Below are 15,291 nucleotides of genomic sequence, written 5' to 3'. Positions count from 1 at the left end.
AAATAACCATCGGGTTTATGACCCCGCCTGCCATCCGGCATCACGGACCGACGACAGGTCGAGATCGCGCATCACGCCCAATACGCCATACCATGTGCGGGGAAGCAGTGTCGTCTCACGGTCGCGGTCCGACAGCGCCTGCACCTCACCACGAAACTTCTCGATCAGTTCGGCCAGTTGTGCGGCGCCAACATCGGACAGCTTGACCACTTCGGCCGCGTAGTGGGTTTCGAGCGCCGCATAATCAAGTTCGAAAAACGAATATTTCATCTGATGCTCGAATAGAGCGCGCAGCGGCGTTTTGCGAAACACCAGCGCGCGATCGACCAGCGCCCTTGCCCGTCCGCTGCGCAGCCGGTCGATCAGCGCGAGTCGCTCCAGCTTGAGCAGCGCGATTTCCATCATGCGCGGCGGCAGCGCAAAATCGGCCATGACCTCATCGGGCTGAATCCCTCCGAGAATCGCCATGAACAGGAACGACAGGAAAATATCGGTAGAAAGCGCGCGTTCCTGCGCCAGCGTCAGTTCGTGCGCGAGACCCTGCGGTGCCTCCTCAGCTTCGCGCGCGAGATCGGCGATGGTCAACCCGGCAAGAGCCGCCAGGCGTTCCAGCCGGTCCAGCGTCAATCCCTTGCCCGCCAGCCAGCGCTTCGCGGTCGCTTCGCCGATGGCAAGATCGTGGGCGAGCCGCGCCGAGGTCCACCCCTCTTGCCGCAAGTGGCGGCGCAGCACTGCCAGCATACCGGCACTTGTGGATTCGTGTCGCATGGTGATCCGCAAGAGATCGTTAAATGATCCGATTGGCAAGCGCAGATTTCAACCGAATCCGCCCCCGGCCTATGCTGCACTCCGCAACATGACGTGCAGCAAGAACGCGTCACGACAAGAACAGCCAATTGGGAGAAGGACACCAATGAACGATATGCTGATCCGGAACGGCACCGTGGTCGATGGCACCGGCGCCCCCGCCTTCAAGGCTGACGTGCGTTTGCGCGAGGGCAAGATCGTGGAGGTGGCGCCCGATCTGACGCCGCAGGGCGAACGGGAGTTCGATGCGACCGATTGCTATGTCACCCCCGGCTTCATCGAAAGCCACACCCATTATGACGGCACGATGTGGTGGCAGCCCGACCTCGATCCCCTCCCGGGCTATGGCGCGACGACGATGATCATGGGCAATTGCGGCTTTTCGCCCGCGCCGCTGCACAAATATATGCCCGCCCAGCGCGAGATGATCGGCATCTTTTCGTTCTTCGAGGACATTCCCGAAGGTCCGTTCATCCAGAACCTGCCGTGGGACTGGAACACATGGTCGGAATATCGCGCGTCGGTGGAACGCAATGTGCGCGTGCCGCTAAATTATGCCGCCTATGTCGGCCACATCGCCATCCGTCTGGCCGCGATGGGCGTGGAGGCGTGGGACCGCGCCGCGACGCCCGAGGAAATCGCACGCATGGCCGAACTGCTCGACGATGCGCTGGCCGCAGGCGCGCTGGGCATGTCGGACAATATGCACGATCATGACGGCCAGAACCGGCCCGTCCCCTCGTTGCTGGCCGATGATGCCGAGTTCGAGGCGCTGTTCGACGTGATGGCCCGCTATCCCCATTCCTGCTATCAGGTGATCGTCGACACATTCATGCGGATGACCGGCCCGGCGAACCTCAAGCGGCTGGAAAAGCTGCTCGCCGGACGCCCGATCCGCGTGCAGATCGCCGGCGGCATCCCTACACTCGATTTCCAGAAGCCGATCCTGCCGGAAATGCAGGCCAGCATGCAGTCGATGCGCGATGCCGGGGTCGATGTGTGGCCGGGCTTCGCCCATGTATCTCCCACCTCGACCCTCAGCCTGATCAAGTCGCTGATCTTCGCCCAGTCGAACGACTATGTGTGGCACGAAGTGGTGCTGGCTGACGATTTCGCCGAGAAGGCTCGCCTGCTCGCCGATCCGGACTGGCGCGCCCGTGCGCGCGAAAGCTGGGACACCCAGGCATGGCCGCATTCGCCGCTGCGCAACCCGCAGGAATTGTTCCTGCTGGACAGCGAGAACGGCACCGGCCCGATCGGCATCACGCTGGAAGACTATGCCACCTCGCGCGGGTTGCACCGGTCGGACGCGATGGCCGAATGGATATTGATCAACGGCATCCGCTCTACCGTGCACATGGCGCCCTTTCCCAAGGACGAAGAGCTGACTCTGGAACTGATGCGCGATCCCAAGAGCGTGGGCAATATTTCGGACGCGGGCGCGCATTTGCAGATGCTGTGCGGCGGCGGCGAAAACGCGCTGTTGCTGACGCAATATGTCCGCGATGAAAAGCGCATGACGATCGAGGAAGCGGTCAATGTGATGACCGGCAAGATCGCCAATCACTTCAGCCTCAATGATCGCGGCGTGATCGCGGCGGGCAAGCGCGCCGATATTGCGGTGTTCAACCTCAACGAAGTGCAGCGGCGCGACATGGAAAAGGCGCACGACGTGCCCGATGGCAAGGGGGGCACGATCTGGCGCTTCACGCGCAAGCCGATGCCGACGCGCCTGACACTGGTCAACGGCGTGCCGACGTTCGAAAACGGGGTCTATACCGGCGCGAAACCGGGCGAATTCCTGTCCCCAGGCAACGATGTCGCCGCCCTTGCTGCGGCGGCCGAATAGGCAGCCCCATCCGTCCCGACCAGCCGCGCCGACAGAGCCGGCCGTACCAAGAGAGGATACTCCCATGAACGATGCCCAGATCGGTGATGCCGACCGCGCCTATTTCAATGGCAATATCAAAACCATCGCCACCGAAAGCTCGGTGCTGGTCAGTTCCTCGCGCTATCTCAATCACGCAGGCCTGCGTGATCTGATCGCGCAGGAAATGTTGCGCCGCAACGGGCCGGACCTGCCCAATACCGCCTATATCCCGGAGGTGGCGCAGATCCTCCACGACCTTGAGGACATGGGCCAGGTGATCGGCCTGTTCGAGGCCGAAAAGGCACGCCTGCCGCGCTTCCGCGAATGGCTGGAAAAACGCAGCCTCTCGAACTTCACCATCGCCGAACTGGAACATTGCCAGCCCGGTACGCTGGGCGAGAAGATCCGTGATTTCATGGTCAACAGCGGCTACCAGCTCGACATATTCTTCCAGGAAGTGCAGGTGGTGAACGACTTCACTTTCTACCTGCGCCAGACCGCGCTAAGCCATGATATCGAGCATATGGTGACCGGCTTTGGCCCCAACCATGGCGGCGAAGTGGCGCTGATCAACGCCAACCTCCACGCCAAGGCCCGCTATTTCCGCCCGGAAATGCATGCCTTCTTCAGCCGCATCGCCTTCTACCTGAAGGCCAAGACGATCATGAAGGACGGGCTGCACTATCCCCAAGCGATGGCGATCAACCTCGAAGCGGAATTCGTCGGTTCGGAGCAGGGGCGCAACTGGGCTTACCCGATAATGCTGGTCGACTGGCGCCAATATGTCGACATGCAGATCGAGGACATCCGTAAAGAATTGAACATCACGCCGATCCTGCCCGACGGGCTGTGGGACGCGACCAATCGTCTCTGCAACGAAGACGACCCACATTATGGCGAGTCGCTGATGGAGGCGGCGGAATAACGCACGGATCGCTCCGGCAGCATGGGCGCGGGACGATACAGATTTGGCAACGCCAACAGGGCGGCACGGGCGATCTTGCCCGGAGCCGCCCTTTTTTTCGCGCCGCGCCTGGGTGGAGGATCGGGACCAGCGCACTGACATGATCGCACAAAACAGAAGCAGGAGGGGAAAATATATGAAAGCACAATGGAACCGCGCGTTGATGGTACAGGCATCGGCGCTGGCGTTGGCCGTGTTCGGGGGCGTACCCGGCCTTGCAACCACCGCCCGCGCGGCGGATGCGATGCCCCAGGCATCGGGCACCAGCGACAATGCACAGGTGATGGAAATCATCGTCACCGCGCAGCGCCGCGAGGAAAGCCTGCAAAGGGTTCCCGTGGCGGTGACCGCGATCAGCAGCCAGCAGATCGAACAATTACGCGTGACCAGCGTGCGCAGCCTCGGGGGTATCGCCCCCAGCCTCCAGATCAACACGCAGGGACAGCAGTCCAACCCCACAATCATCATCCGCGGCATCGCCTCGGGCACATCGAGCAACTCTGTCGATCCAAAGGTCGGCATCTATATCGACGGCGTCTATATCGGTCGCGCGGTCGGTTCGCTGCTCGATTTCGGGGACATCCAACGGATCGAGGTGCTGCGTGGGCCGCAGGGCACGCTGTTCGGCCGCAACGCCACATCAGGTGCGATCAGCGTCACCACCACGCCGCCAAAGGGCGAATGGGGCCTTCGCGCCACCGGATCCTACGGCAATTATGACGCATGGCGCGGCAAGGCTTCACTCGATCTGCCACAGATGGGACCGTTTTCGGTGCGCCTGTCGTACCTGCACGACCAGATTGACGGCGATGTCAGGAACCTGATGGCCGGCAAGTCGCTCAATATCACGCCGCGCGCGGCCGAGTTCGGCACGCAGCGCTTCGTAAACCGGCTGGGCAGCCGCAATGTCGATAGCGGGCAAGTTGCGGTGCGTGGCGAGTTCGGCAATCTCACCGCCGACTATCGCTTCGACTATGCCGACACACGAGCAAGCGGCCGCGCCATGCAGAATCTTGGCGTGATCCCCGATGCATCGGGCCAGTTGCTCGCCCCGATCGTGGCGCTGCAACCTTTCTTCGGTGGCATCACCAACGCCGGCACCGGTCCGCTGGATGCGGTGGCGGCAGCGACCAGCACCGAGCATGTCGTCACGCAGGGACACAGCCTGACCCTGACGCTGGAAGCGAGCGAGTATTTCACGGTCAAGAGCATTACCTCCTACCGCAAGTTCCGGCAGGACCCGGTGGTCTTCGACCTGGGCGCGGCGGGTGGCCTGCGCTTCACGGTTCAGCAATTGGCCGCGCTCATCACGCCGGGGCTGACGCCCGCACAGATTCAGGCAGCGCTGTTCAACCCCGCCAATCTACCGGGGCCAAACGATTATTTCTTCCCGCTGCTGTCCGCGCGCGCCACCAGCCAGAAGCAGTTCAGCCAGGAATTGCAGTTCCTGCTCCAGACGCATCGCTATCAGTTGACGGCGGGGTTATTCTATTTCGAGGAACGCTCGCCCGGCACCGAAGTCCTGGGTATTCTCCAACCGACGCCGTCGGCCACCGTCGTGCCGAGCTTCCTGGATGGCATCTTCGGCAATGGCCTGACCCGGACATATGGCGTCAACCATTCGATGGCGGGCTATGCGCAGTTCACCTGGCACCTGACCGACCAGTTCGACCTGACCGGCGGCGCACGCGGCACGATCGACGATCGGCGGTTGCGAATCGATTCCATCTCGGGCGCGCAGGGTGGCTCGCTGGGGGTGGGCGACTTTAAGGTCGATTTTTCCAAGGCGACCTTCACTGGCATCGCCACATGGCGGCCGGGGAACGACGCCACACTCTTCGCCAAGATCGCCACCGGCTATGTCGCAGGCGGTATCCTTAGCGGCATTCCCTACAATCCCGAAACGCTGACCTCTTACGAGATCGGCGCGAAGACGCAGTTCCTCGACAACCGTGTGCGGGTCAACGCCTCAGCCTATTATAATGACTATAAGGACTTGCAGACGCAGAACTTCATCAACGGCCGGCAGTTTTTCGACAATGCCGGCAAGGCCAAGATCAAGGGCTTCGAGGTGGAGACAGACATTGTCCCGGTCAATGGCGTGACGCTGAGCGGGAGCGCCGCCTATACCGACTTTCAGTACAAGCAGTTCATTCTCAACGGCGTCGATGTCGCCGCCATTGCGCGACCAACCTATTTTTCGAAATGGACGGCGCGACTTGCCGGGCAGTATAATTCGCCCGAAATGGCAAGAGGCGGACATGCCACTGCACTGATCGAGGGACGGTATCGCAGCTCCTATTACCTGACCGCGACCCCGCTGGTGAACATCCTCACCGGGCAGAACGTACTGGAGGACCGCAACCACCGGCCCGGCTACTGGCTGGTCAATGGCCGCCTTGGCGTGGTCGATATGCCGGTTGGCGGAGCCAAGGTCGGACTGTCGCTGTTCGGCGACAACATCTTGAACAAGCGATACATCGCGTTCGGCGCACCCGTGCTGCTGTTCACCGGCGCGTTTGACCGGGGTCGCACTTATGGCGTGGAACTGGGGGTTTCATTCTGATGCGCGCCTGGCTCCCGTCGCCTGATGACGGCGGGAGCGGGCACCGCGCTTGTCCGGCATCCTGTGGAATTCGGATTCTGCGGCTTGCGTTTGGTGGTGTTACGGACGAAGACATTGCGTTCGGCTATCTGGATCGCCGTTTTCGGTACCAAATGCCGCTATTGGGCAGCACTTTTGATCTAATTCAGCGCTTCCAGCGCGCCCAGATCGCCGTGGGCAACAACAGCCCCCTTGCCTCTTCACGCACAACCAGTTCGCCGGCCTCGACTTCGCCTGGCAGATCGGCAAAGGCCTGCTTCAGCAGTTCACCAATCGCCAGCGCCGACATGCGGACGGCATAGACGGTGAGGAAAAGGAAGCGGCTATCGGCGTCGAGCAACTGACGGCAATTGGCGATGAGGTCGGGAATATCCTCCTCCAGCCGCCAGACTTCACCATCGGGACCGCGGCCATATTTGGGCGGATCGAGCAGGATGCCGTCATAGCGGCGACCGCGCCGGACTTCGCGCGCCACGAACTTGGCGGCATCGTCGACGATCCAGCGGACCGGCTTGTCTGCCATGCCCGAAAGCTCCGCATTGGCGCGGGCCTGGGCAACCGATTTCTTGGATGCATCGACATGGACCATCGTCGCACCGCTCGCCGCCATCGCCAGCGTGCCGACACCGGTATAGCCGAACAGGTTCATGACGCTGGCGTCGGGCTTGTCGGCGGTACGTTCGCGCATCCAGTCCCACACCGGCGCCATGTCGGGGAAGAAACCCAGATGGCGAAAGGGCGTGCAACTGGACTGAAAGGTCACTTCCTTCCAGGCGAGCGGCCAACCCTCGGCAGGCACGGGATGTTCGTAGAACCAGCGACCACCGCCTTCGTCATCCGATCCGGGAACGAACTCCGCGTCGGCGCTCCAGTCCTCGGTCGCGGGCGTCCACATTGCCTGCGGTTCGGGACGGATGAAGCGATACTTTCCGTACCGCTCCAGCTTCCGCCCGTTACCGCTGTCGATCAGGCCATAGTCGGGCCAAGGCTCGCCGATGAGCGTGTGGAGGTTCATGCCGAGGACTAGGCGCGCGGAGTCGCGCGCTCCGCGACGAAGTCAGTGATCGCCTCAAACGTGCCCGGCAGCTTGGTGTAATTTTCTTCACGGGCGAAGAGATCGCCCATGCGTGAGGGCAGCGGTGGACGAGTGCCGGTGGCCCGCTCAACCGCGTCGCGGAACTTGGCGGGGTGCGCGGTCGCCAGCGTGACGACCGGGATTTCCGGGTCGAGATCGACCGCACGCGCGGCGGCCAGACCGATGGCGCTGTGCGGGTCGATAATCTGCCCGGCCGAATCCCAGGCCCAGCGCATGGCCATGGTCATCGCATCAGCGTCGATCCGGGCGGACGTGAACAGATGGGCCGCGCCTTCCCGCTGGGCGTTGGTGAGGCGCATGGCCTTCGTGCCCTCAAACCCATGCATCTGCTCCGCCAGCGCGGTGCCGTCGCGGCCACCCGCATCGAACAGCAGCCGCTCAAAGTTCGAGCTGACCTGAATGTCCATGCTGGGCGTGGCGGTCGGCACGACCTGACCCTGACTATAATCACCTTCGCTTAGCGCGCGGTGAAGGATGTCGTTGACGTTGGTGGCAACCACCAGCCGGGCAACGGGCAGGCCCATCCTGGCCGCGACATAGCCTGCAAACACATCCCCGAAATTGCCGGTGGGCACGGAGAAGGCGATCGGGCGATCAGGCGCGCCCAGACGCGCGGCGGCATAAAAATAATAGACGACTTGCGCCATCAGCCGCGCCCAGTTGATGCTGTTCACGGCGGACAGGTTAAAGCGGGTGGAGAAATCCGCATCGTTGAACATGCGCTTCACCAGCGCCTGCGCATCGTCAAAGCTGCCATCGATGGCGATGTTATAGACGTTGGGCGCCCGTACCGTCGTCATCTGCCGACGCTGCACGTCGGAGACGCGGCCTTCGGGATGCAGCATGAAGATGTCGATCTTCTCACGTCCCGCAACCGCGTCGATCGCGGCCGAACCGGTGTCACCAGAGGTCGCGCCAACGATCGTCAGATGATCGTCCCGGCGTGACAGGAAACGCTCGAACAACTGGCCGAGCAGTTGCAGCGCCACATCCTTGAATGCCAGCGTCGGGCCGTGAAACAATTCCAGCAGCCAGTTGCGGTGATCGAGCTGAACCAGCGGCGTCACCGCGTCGTGGCTGAAACGGCCGTAGGCGGCGGTGCAAAGATCGCGCAATTCCTCCGGCGTCAACGAACCAGCGACGAACGGCGTCATCACCCGAACGGCCGTTTCGACATAGGAAAGGCCCGCCAGCGCGGCAATGTCGGCACGGGAAAAGCCCGGCCAGCTTTCCGGCAGATAAAGGCCACCGTCCGATGCGAGGCCCGCAAGCGTCACATCCTCAAACCCGAGCGTCGGAGCGCTCCCCCTGGTGCTGACATAGTGCATAATGGGAAAGCGCGGTAGCGATGCGCGGACGCCCGTGCAACTGTTTAGGGATTCGTGCCTGTGGGCGGGGTGGCTGGCGTGGTTGCACGGCGGCGCAGCGCGATAGCGTAGATCACCACGGCTATCCCGGCGAAGAGGAACCATTGAACCGCATAGGCGAGGTGATTGTTGGGAATATCGTCGGCGGTTGGCGGCGCGGCAGCCTTCAACTCCGGCGCCGGTTCCCGCGCGATCAGCATGGGCCGCAGCGGCGGCGCATTGCCCGTCAGGCGGACCAGCAGCGAACGGTGATCGGGTTCCTCGGACAGCCAGCCCCTGACCTGCCCGCCGGTCCAGGTCGTCTTCGCGTCGGGCCGCTGGGTGACGCCCATGACGACGAGCACGCCCGGCCCCTCCACCCCGGTCGAACATTCCGCGATATGGCGATAGCCGGTCTTGCCATCGGCCGCCCTGCCCGCCTCGACACGCCATTTCACGACATGCAGGCAATGGACCGACGAAGGACGAAACAGAAGCTCGCGCGGCACCGGTGGCAACACCGGGAAGCTGATCGCGGGCTTGCCGGGGTTGGTGGTCGCGACCGCCAGCACGGCCGCTTTTTCACTGCGGCGCTGTAGCTGCCAGACCCCGAGGCCGATCATGACGGCGACCGCCGCCACCACCAGCAATGTGGGCAAGATAGCCGAGCGACGCATCATCATCATCATTTCCCTGCTTCCTTGATCTGGCCTTCGCGTGCCTTGTTCCGATATTCGAGGGTCAGCAATGCCCCCTTGGCAAGTCGGAGCGCACCGACCACCGCCAGCGCCGTCAGCGGCGTCCAGAGGAGGATGTGCAGCCAGAGCGGCGGGTGGACCTTCAGTTCCAATACCAGCGCCATCGCAACCATCACCGCGCCGATGATGAGCGTGAGGAAAGCGGCCGGACCATCGCCCACATTGAACTGGGTGAGGTCGAGCCCGCAACCCCGACAGGCGGGGGCAAAGCGTACCGGCCCTTCAAACAACGTCAGCGCGTGACAGCGTGGGCAATGCCCTCGTGCAGCGGCGAGCAGCAAGGGCGTGGCGGATGACACCGAGGGCGGGCCTTGCGTGGACATGGCCCAGCCATAGCCGCCGCCGTCACAAAAGGAAACGGCCGGAGATCGCTCTCCGGCCGTTCGATATTTTCAAAGGTCGCTAACCGATCAGCCGCCGTGGATCGGCGCGCCCCAACCGCCCCAGACATAGATGGCGACAAAGAGGAACAGCCAGACCACATCGACGAAATGCCAGTACCAGGCCGCCGCTTCGAAGCCGAAATGCTGACGGGGGGTGAAGTCGCCCTTATTGGCGCGGATCAGGTTCACGATCAGGAAGATCGTGCCGACGATGACGTGGAAACCGTGGAAGCCGGTCGCCATGTAGAAGGCCGAGCTATAGGGGCTGCCGCCAAACGGAAACGGCGCATGAACATACTCATAGGCCTGGATCGACGAGAAAAGCAGGCCCAGGAGCACGGTGCACCACAAGCCTTTTTTCAGGCCCTCACGGTCACCATGGATCAGCGCATGATGCGCCCAAGTGATGGTGGTGCCCGAGCAGAGCAGGATCAGCGTGTTGAGCAGCGGCAGCTCGAACGCGTTCATGACTTCCAGGCCTTTGGACGGGAACAGACCCTCGATCGGCGCAAGCGCGCTGGGAAAGAGCGAGAAGTCGAAGAAGGCCCAGAACCAGCCGACGAAGAACATGACTTCCGAGGCGATGAACAGGATCATCCCATAGCGCAGATGCAGCTGTACCACCGGCGTGTGATCGCCCGCATGCGCCTCTGCAATCACATTGGCCCACCAGCTGTAGAAGGTGAACAATACGCCCGCGACACCCAGGAAGAACACCCAGCCACCGCCTGCCGGCATGGCGTCGGGATGCAGCCACATGATCCCGCCGAATGCCATGACCAGCGCCGACAATGAGCCAAAAAGCGGCCAGATGCTGGGCGGAAGAATATGATAATCGTGGTTCTTGGCGCCGGCCATGAGCGTGTCTTCCCTGTTCGCGTTCGCGTTATTGTTTCGTGCCTTAGCTTGGCTTCTTGTCCTGCTCAACAGGGTAGAAGGTATAGCTAAGCGTAATTTCCTGCGTATCCTTGTTGTCGGGATCCTTGAGGATCTTGGGATCGACATAGAAAAGTACGGGCATCCGCACCTCCTGCCCCGGCTGCAAGGTCTGCTGGGTGAAGCAGAAACACTGGATCTTGGTAAAATAGGCGCCCGCCTGAGTCGGCGTGACGTTGAAGCTGGCGGTCCCGGTCACGGGTTTGTCCGACATGTTCTTCGCAATGAAGATCGCCATGTCCTTGGCACCGACGGTGACGGTGTCCACCCGATGCTCGGGATAGAATTGCCACGGCATGCCTGGCTGAACATTGGAATCGAATCGGATCGACATGGTGTGCCCTGCGGCCACCGCCACCTGCGTATCTGCCGCCGCGCGCGCGGTGGTGCCACCAAAGCCCGTCTGCTCACAAAAGATGCGGTAGAGCGGAACGGATGCAAAGCCCAGGCCCAGCATCGCCAGCCCGACCCCCGCCATCGCCACCAGCGTGCGGCGATTGCGACGATCCCGGTCGAAGGGTGAAGGGGGAAGCGTCGCCATCATATCGCGTGACTGCTGCTGATCTTGGCAATGGTGATGCCGTAGAACAGGACAACCAGCGCCACCAGCAACAGGCCTGTGACGATAGCACGCGACTTCTGCCGGGCGCGAACCTGCTTTTCCTCTTCAGGCGTCATACGAGCAACCAACGATCAGCAACGACCGCCCCAAACAGGAGGAAAAGATAGAGGATCGAATATTTGAATAGCCGCCGCTCGGGCGCCATGCGCGTCGGATCAGTCTCACGACGCCGCGACACCTGGAAAGCAAAGACGACAAAGAGCGCGGTGCCAAGTAGCGCGACAGTGCCGTAAACGACCCCCGTCAAGCGCAACAACACCGGCGCCATGGCCGCCACGGCCATGATGGCGGTATAGAACCAGATCTGGCGGCGGGTCACGACTTCACCCGACACAACCGGCAGCATCGGAATGCCAGCGGCGGCGTAATCGGTCTTCACGAACAAGGCCAGCGCCCAGAAATGCGGCGGCGTCCAGAAGAAGATGAGCATGAACAGCGCGATCGGCAAGGCCGACACATCACCCGTGACCGCTGCCCAACCAATGACAGGCGGGAACGCACCGGCCGCGCCGCCGATGACGATATTCTGCGCCGTCCGGGGCTTGAGCCAGATGGTGTAGATAAAGACGTAAAACAGGATCGACACGGCGAGGATCGCGGCGGCGAACCAATTGGTCGCCACGCCCATCAACAGCACCGAGAAAAAGGACAGGCCGACACCGAAGTGCAGGGCCGACTGGCGATCCATGCGTCCGGCGGGCAGCGGGCGATTGGCGGTCCGCTTCATCTTTGCGTCGATATCCGCCTCATACCATTGGTTGAGGGTCGCAGCCGCACCGGCGCCCAGCGCAATGCAGAGGACGGCGGTGAAGGCAAGGATCGGGTGAATATGCCCAGGGGCGGCAAGCAGGCCGCACAGGCCGGTGAAGACGACCAGCGTCATTACCCGTGGCTTGGTCAGCGCCACGAAGTCGCGCCAGTGCGCGGGCATCACGGATTCAGCCTGGGGCCGGGTATCGAAGCTCATGGTCTTCATCATCATTCCTGCGCCCCAACCGTCAGAGGCGATTGGCCGGGGACGAACCATGTCCGCCCCCGACCATATGCAACTTAGTGATGCACCGCGTCGTCGATGACGGGGAGCGTTTCGAACTGATGGAAGGGCGGCGGGCTGGACAATGTCCATTCCAGCGTCGTCGCCCCTTCACCCCATGGGTTGGCCGGGGCCTTTTTACCTGCGGCCAGCGACCAGATGAGGTTCACGAAGAAGATCAGCATGCCGACCGCCATGATCTCATAGCCATGGGTGGCAAGCTGGTTCCACTTGGCGAAGGCTTCCGGATAGTCGGGGTAGCGACGCGGCATACCCGACAGGCCCAGGAAGTGCATGGGGAAGAACAGCAGGTTCACGCCGACGAAGAACACCCAGAAGTGCAGGTGGCCGAGGAACTCGTTGTACATCTTCCCCGACATCTTCGGGAACCAGTAATAGAAGCCCGCGAACAGACCGAACACCGCGCCCAGCGAAAGGACGTAGTGGAAGTGCGCGACGACATAATAAGTGTCGTGCAGCACGTCATCGACGCCGCCATTCGCCAGCACGACGCCGGTAACGCCGCCCACGGTGAACATGAAGATGAAGCCAAGCGACCACATCATCGGCGTCTTGTAGGTCATTGACCCGCCCCACATGGTCGCGATCCACGAGAAGATCTTGATGCCGGTGGGGACTGCGATAACCATGGTCGCAGCGGTGAAGTACATCTTCACGTTCACGGACATGCCGGTGGTGAACATGTGATGCGCCCACACGACGAAGCCGACGACACCAATCGCGACCATGGCATAGGCCATGCCGAGATAACCAAAAATGGGCTTGCGGCTGAAGGTCGAGATGATCTGGCTGACGATGCCGAAACCGGGCAGAATCATGATGTACACTTCGGGGTGGCCGAAGAACCAGAAGAGATGCTGGTACAGTTCAGGATCGCCGCCACCGGCCGCGTCATAGAAGGTGGTGCCGAAATTACGATCGGTCAGCAGCATGGTGATCGCAGCGGCCAGAACCGGCAGCGCCAGCAGCAGCAGGAAGGCAGTGACCAGCACCGACCACACGAACAGCGGCATCTTGTGCAGGGTCATGCCCGGCGCACGCATGTTGAGAATGGTGGTGATGAAGTTGATCGCGCCCAGGATCGAGCTGGCGCCCGCGATATGGAGCGACAGGATCGCCATATCGACGGCTGGCCCAGCGGAACCGCTGGTCGAAAGTGGTGCATAAACAGTCCAGCCGGTGCCCGCGCCATAGCCGGTGCCGCCAGGCACGAACGCCGAGCCAAGCAGCAGCGCAAAAGCGGGGATGAGCAGCCAGAAGCTGACATTGTTCATGCGCGGGAAGGCCATGTCCGGCGCGCCGATCATGATCGGCACAAACCAGTTGCCAAAGCCGCCGATCATCGCAGGCATCACCATGAAGAAGACCATGATGAGACCGTGCGCGGTGATGAGCGCATTCCAGAGATGATAGGCCTGGTCCAGCGTGGCAGGCTCAACGCCCATCAGGCTGTGCTGCATATTGGCCCAGGTCTGCAGATACTGCACGCCCGGCTGCGCCAGTTCGGCGCGCATCAGACCCGAAATCGCGCCACCAATAATACCCGCCATGATCGCGAAGATCAGATAGAGGGTACCGATGTCCTTGTGGTTGGTGGACATGAACCAGCGCTGGAAGAAGGCTGGCTTATGATCGGCGTCGTGGTGATCATGGGCGTGCTCGCCGTGATGATCTGCGGTAATGGTGGTCATGACTATCGGACCTTACATCAAAGCTTGGCAGGGGCGGCGGGCGCGGCGGCAGCGGCAGTTGCCGCCGCGGGCTTGGCGCCCGGCAGCGTGCCGCCCTGCGAGAGCACCCACTGGTCGAACTGGGCGGGAGGCAGCGCCTCGATCGCGATCGGCATGAAGCCGTGACGCGCGCCGCACAGTTCCGAGCACTGGCCATAATAGACGCCCGGCTTCTCGATCGTCAGGCTCTTTTCATTTAGGCGGCCGGGAACGGCATCCATCTTCATCCAGAGCGAGGGAACCGCGAAGCTGTGGATCACGTCGGCGCCAGTGATGATCAGCTTGATCGGGCGACCGACCGGCAGAACCAGGCGGTTGTCAGCGGCCAGCAGATGCGGCTCGCCATTTTCAAGCGCCTTTTCCGCTGTCAGCATGTTCGACACGAATTCGGGGATGCCCGCATCGGGATATTCATAACCCCAATACCACTGGTAGCCGGTAACCTTGACGGTCAGCGCATCCTTGGGCGCTGGCTTGTACTGGTCGGCGAGCAGGCCGATCGAAGGCACCGCGATCACCAGCAGGATGACAACCGGGATCACGGTCCACAGAACTTCGATCAGCGTGTTGTGCGCGGTCTTCGACGGGACCGGGTTTGCCGAGCGACGGAACTTGATCATCGCGTAGATCATCAGGATCAGAACGAAGATCGAGATGATGAAGCAGATCGGCAACAGCATCTTGTCATGCAGCCAGCGAGCCGTGTGGCCGGTCGGGCTGAACTGTTCCTGCAACGTATATTCGCCCGGACGCGGCATACCGATGCCTTCGGTCGGCTTCATGCGCGGAGGGGCAGCAACCTTGACCGCAGGTGCGGCGGCGGTCGCATTGGCGACATTGGCGTCAGCCGAATCGGCCGGTGCGGCCGTCGCGGCGGCATTGTCCTGCGCCATTGCCTGACCGCTCAGGCCAAGGGTCGGGGCAAAAGCCAGCAACCCGGCGAGAACAAGCGATTTCACCATCTTCATAAGCGTCTCGATACCCCGTAACCCCTTGGCGCCGTTGCGACGAAGGGCACGCATATCGCGCATCTCCCCCGCCCGGTCGGTCAGCCGCGGCTTATAGGCATGGTTTTTTAATGCCTCAAGCGTGCTGGAGCAGATTTTCTTCGCTGTTGCAA

The 15,291-nt window shown here is 62.0% G+C and carries 14 protein-coding genes; 3 read left to right on the top strand and 11 right to left on the bottom strand.

The genetic code is table 11. The features are described from left to right. Nucleotides 1–15: 15 nt before the first annotated feature. Complete coding sequence (locus tag WFR25_RS04930; protein WP_336969105.1) at nucleotides 16–768, bottom strand: helix-turn-helix domain-containing protein; 753 nt, start codon at nucleotides 766–768, stop codon at nucleotides 16–18. 145 nt (nucleotides 769–913) lie between these two features. Here WFR25_RS04930 and WFR25_RS04925 point away from each other — a divergent pair, with 145 nt between their 5' ends. The 3 genes from WFR25_RS04925 to WFR25_RS04915 all read left to right on the top strand — a co-directional run bounded on the left by WFR25_RS04925 (nucleotide 914) and on the right by WFR25_RS04915 (nucleotide 6,207). After that, nucleotides 914–2,656: an N-acyl-D-amino-acid deacylase family protein gene (locus tag WFR25_RS04925; RefSeq protein ID WP_336969102.1), complete on the top strand. Its 1,743-nt coding sequence runs from the start codon at nucleotides 914–916 to the stop codon at nucleotides 2,654–2,656. A 64-nt stretch (nucleotides 2,657–2,720) separates the two neighbouring features. Then, nucleotides 2,721–3,602: a Coq4 family protein gene (locus WFR25_RS04920; RefSeq protein WP_336969101.1), complete on the top strand. Its 882-nt coding sequence runs from the start codon at nucleotides 2,721–2,723 to the stop codon at nucleotides 3,600–3,602. A gap of 175 nt (nucleotides 3,603–3,777) precedes the next feature. Beyond that, a complete protein-coding gene (locus WFR25_RS04915; RefSeq protein ID WP_336969099.1) occupies nucleotides 3,778–6,207 on the top strand; it encodes a TonB-dependent receptor in 2,430 nt (809 codons plus the stop codon). A gap of 184 nt (nucleotides 6,208–6,391) precedes the next feature. Here the strand turns inward: WFR25_RS04915 and WFR25_RS04910 are convergent, their stop codons facing one another. The 10 genes from WFR25_RS04910 to coxB all read right to left on the bottom strand — a co-directional run bounded on the left by WFR25_RS04910 (nucleotide 6,392) and on the right by coxB (nucleotide 15,139). Then, nucleotides 6,392–7,261: a class I SAM-dependent methyltransferase gene (locus tag WFR25_RS04910; protein WP_336969097.1), complete on the bottom strand. Its 870-nt coding sequence runs from the start codon at nucleotides 7,259–7,261 to the stop codon at nucleotides 6,392–6,394. Nucleotides 7,262–7,269: 8 nt separating this feature from the next. Continuing rightward, nucleotides 7,270–8,670, bottom strand: coding sequence for a threonine synthase (gene thrC, locus WFR25_RS04905; RefSeq protein WP_336969094.1), 1,401 nt, complete (start codon nucleotides 8,668–8,670; stop codon nucleotides 7,270–7,272). 44 nt (nucleotides 8,671–8,714) lie between these two features. Further along, a complete protein-coding gene (locus tag WFR25_RS04900; RefSeq protein ID WP_419723193.1) occupies nucleotides 8,715–9,371 on the bottom strand; it encodes an SURF1 family protein in 657 nt (218 codons plus the stop codon). Nucleotides 9,372–9,373: 2 nt separating this feature from the next. Continuing rightward, nucleotides 9,374–9,769, bottom strand: coding sequence for a DUF983 domain-containing protein (locus WFR25_RS04895; protein WP_336969092.1), 396 nt, complete (start codon nucleotides 9,767–9,769; stop codon nucleotides 9,374–9,376). A gap of 87 nt (nucleotides 9,770–9,856) precedes the next feature. Continuing rightward, nucleotides 9,857–10,687, bottom strand: coding sequence for a cytochrome c oxidase subunit 3 (locus tag WFR25_RS04890; RefSeq protein ID WP_336969090.1), 831 nt, complete (start codon nucleotides 10,685–10,687; stop codon nucleotides 9,857–9,859). 43 nt (nucleotides 10,688–10,730) lie between these two features. Beyond that, nucleotides 10,731–11,306, bottom strand: coding sequence for a cytochrome c oxidase assembly protein (locus WFR25_RS04885; RefSeq protein ID WP_336974689.1), 576 nt, complete (start codon nucleotides 11,304–11,306; stop codon nucleotides 10,731–10,733). Continuing rightward, a complete protein-coding gene (locus tag WFR25_RS04880; RefSeq protein ID WP_336969087.1) occupies nucleotides 11,306–11,443 on the bottom strand; it encodes a hypothetical protein in 138 nt (45 codons plus the stop codon). Before WFR25_RS04880 ends, WFR25_RS04885 begins: the two co-directional genes overlap by 1 nt. Further along, nucleotides 11,440–12,354, bottom strand: a complete 915-nt coding sequence (locus WFR25_RS04875; protein ID WP_336969084.1) for a heme o synthase — start codon at nucleotides 12,352–12,354, stop codon at nucleotides 11,440–11,442. Before WFR25_RS04875 ends, WFR25_RS04880 begins: the two co-directional genes overlap by 4 nt. An 83-nt stretch (nucleotides 12,355–12,437) precedes the next feature. Next, nucleotides 12,438–14,132: a cytochrome c oxidase subunit I gene (gene ctaD, locus WFR25_RS04870; protein WP_336969081.1), complete on the bottom strand. Its 1,695-nt coding sequence runs from the start codon at nucleotides 14,130–14,132 to the stop codon at nucleotides 12,438–12,440. Nucleotides 14,133–14,149: 17 nt separating this feature from the next. Then, a complete protein-coding gene (coxB, locus tag WFR25_RS04865) occupies nucleotides 14,150–15,139 on the bottom strand; it encodes a cytochrome c oxidase subunit II (RefSeq protein ID WP_336974687.1) in 990 nt (329 codons plus the stop codon). Nucleotides 15,140–15,291 lie beyond the last annotated feature (152 nt).

The sequence above is a fragment of the Sphingobium aromaticiconvertens genome (assembly GCF_037154075.1).
Classification (GTDB): Bacteria; Pseudomonadota; Alphaproteobacteria; order Sphingomonadales; family Sphingomonadaceae; genus Sphingobium; species Sphingobium aromaticiconvertens.
Note: the sequence above shows the minus strand (reverse complement) of the source record. Positions and strands in the feature narration are given on the sequence as shown.

Excerpts from the sequence above, each read along its gene's own strand:
- WFR25_RS04930 (WP_336969105.1), bottom strand. The coding sequence starts at position 768 with ATGCGACACGAATCCACAAGTGCCGGTATGCTGGCAGTGCTGCGCCGC.
- WFR25_RS04925 (WP_336969102.1), top strand. The coding sequence starts at position 914 with ATGAACGATATGCTGATCCGGAACGGCACCGTGGTCGATGGCACCGGC.
- WFR25_RS04920 (WP_336969101.1), top strand. The coding sequence starts at position 2,721 with ATGAACGATGCCCAGATCGGTGATGCCGACCGCGCCTATTTCAATGGC.
- WFR25_RS04915 (WP_336969099.1), top strand. The coding sequence starts at position 3,778 with ATGAAAGCACAATGGAACCGCGCGTTGATGGTACAGGCATCGGCGCTG.
- WFR25_RS04910 (WP_336969097.1), bottom strand. The coding sequence starts at position 7,261 with ATGAACCTCCACACGCTCATCGGCGAGCCTTGGCCCGACTATGGCCTG.
- thrC (WP_336969094.1), bottom strand. The coding sequence starts at position 8,670 with ATGCACTATGTCAGCACCAGGGGGAGCGCTCCGACGCTCGGGTTTGAG.
- WFR25_RS04900 (WP_419723193.1), bottom strand. The coding sequence starts at position 9,371 with ATGATGATGCGTCGCTCGGCTATCTTGCCCACATTGCTGGTGGTGGCG.
- WFR25_RS04895 (WP_336969092.1), bottom strand. The coding sequence starts at position 9,769 with ATGTCCACGCAAGGCCCGCCCTCGGTGTCATCCGCCACGCCCTTGCTG.
- WFR25_RS04890 (WP_336969090.1), bottom strand. The coding sequence starts at position 10,687 with ATGGCCGGCGCCAAGAACCACGATTATCATATTCTTCCGCCCAGCATC.
- WFR25_RS04885 (WP_336974689.1), bottom strand. The coding sequence starts at position 11,306 with ATGGCGACGCTTCCCCCTTCACCCTTCGACCGGGATCGTCGCAATCGC.
- WFR25_RS04880 (WP_336969087.1), bottom strand. The coding sequence starts at position 11,443 with ATGACGCCTGAAGAGGAAAAGCAGGTTCGCGCCCGGCAGAAGTCGCGT.
- WFR25_RS04875 (WP_336969084.1), bottom strand. The coding sequence starts at position 12,354 with ATGAGCTTCGATACCCGGCCCCAGGCTGAATCCGTGATGCCCGCGCAC.
- ctaD (WP_336969081.1), bottom strand. The coding sequence starts at position 14,132 with ATGACCACCATTACCGCAGATCATCACGGCGAGCACGCCCATGATCAC.
- coxB (WP_336974687.1), bottom strand. The coding sequence starts at position 15,139 with ATGAAGATGGTGAAATCGCTTGTTCTCGCCGGGTTGCTGGCTTTTGCC.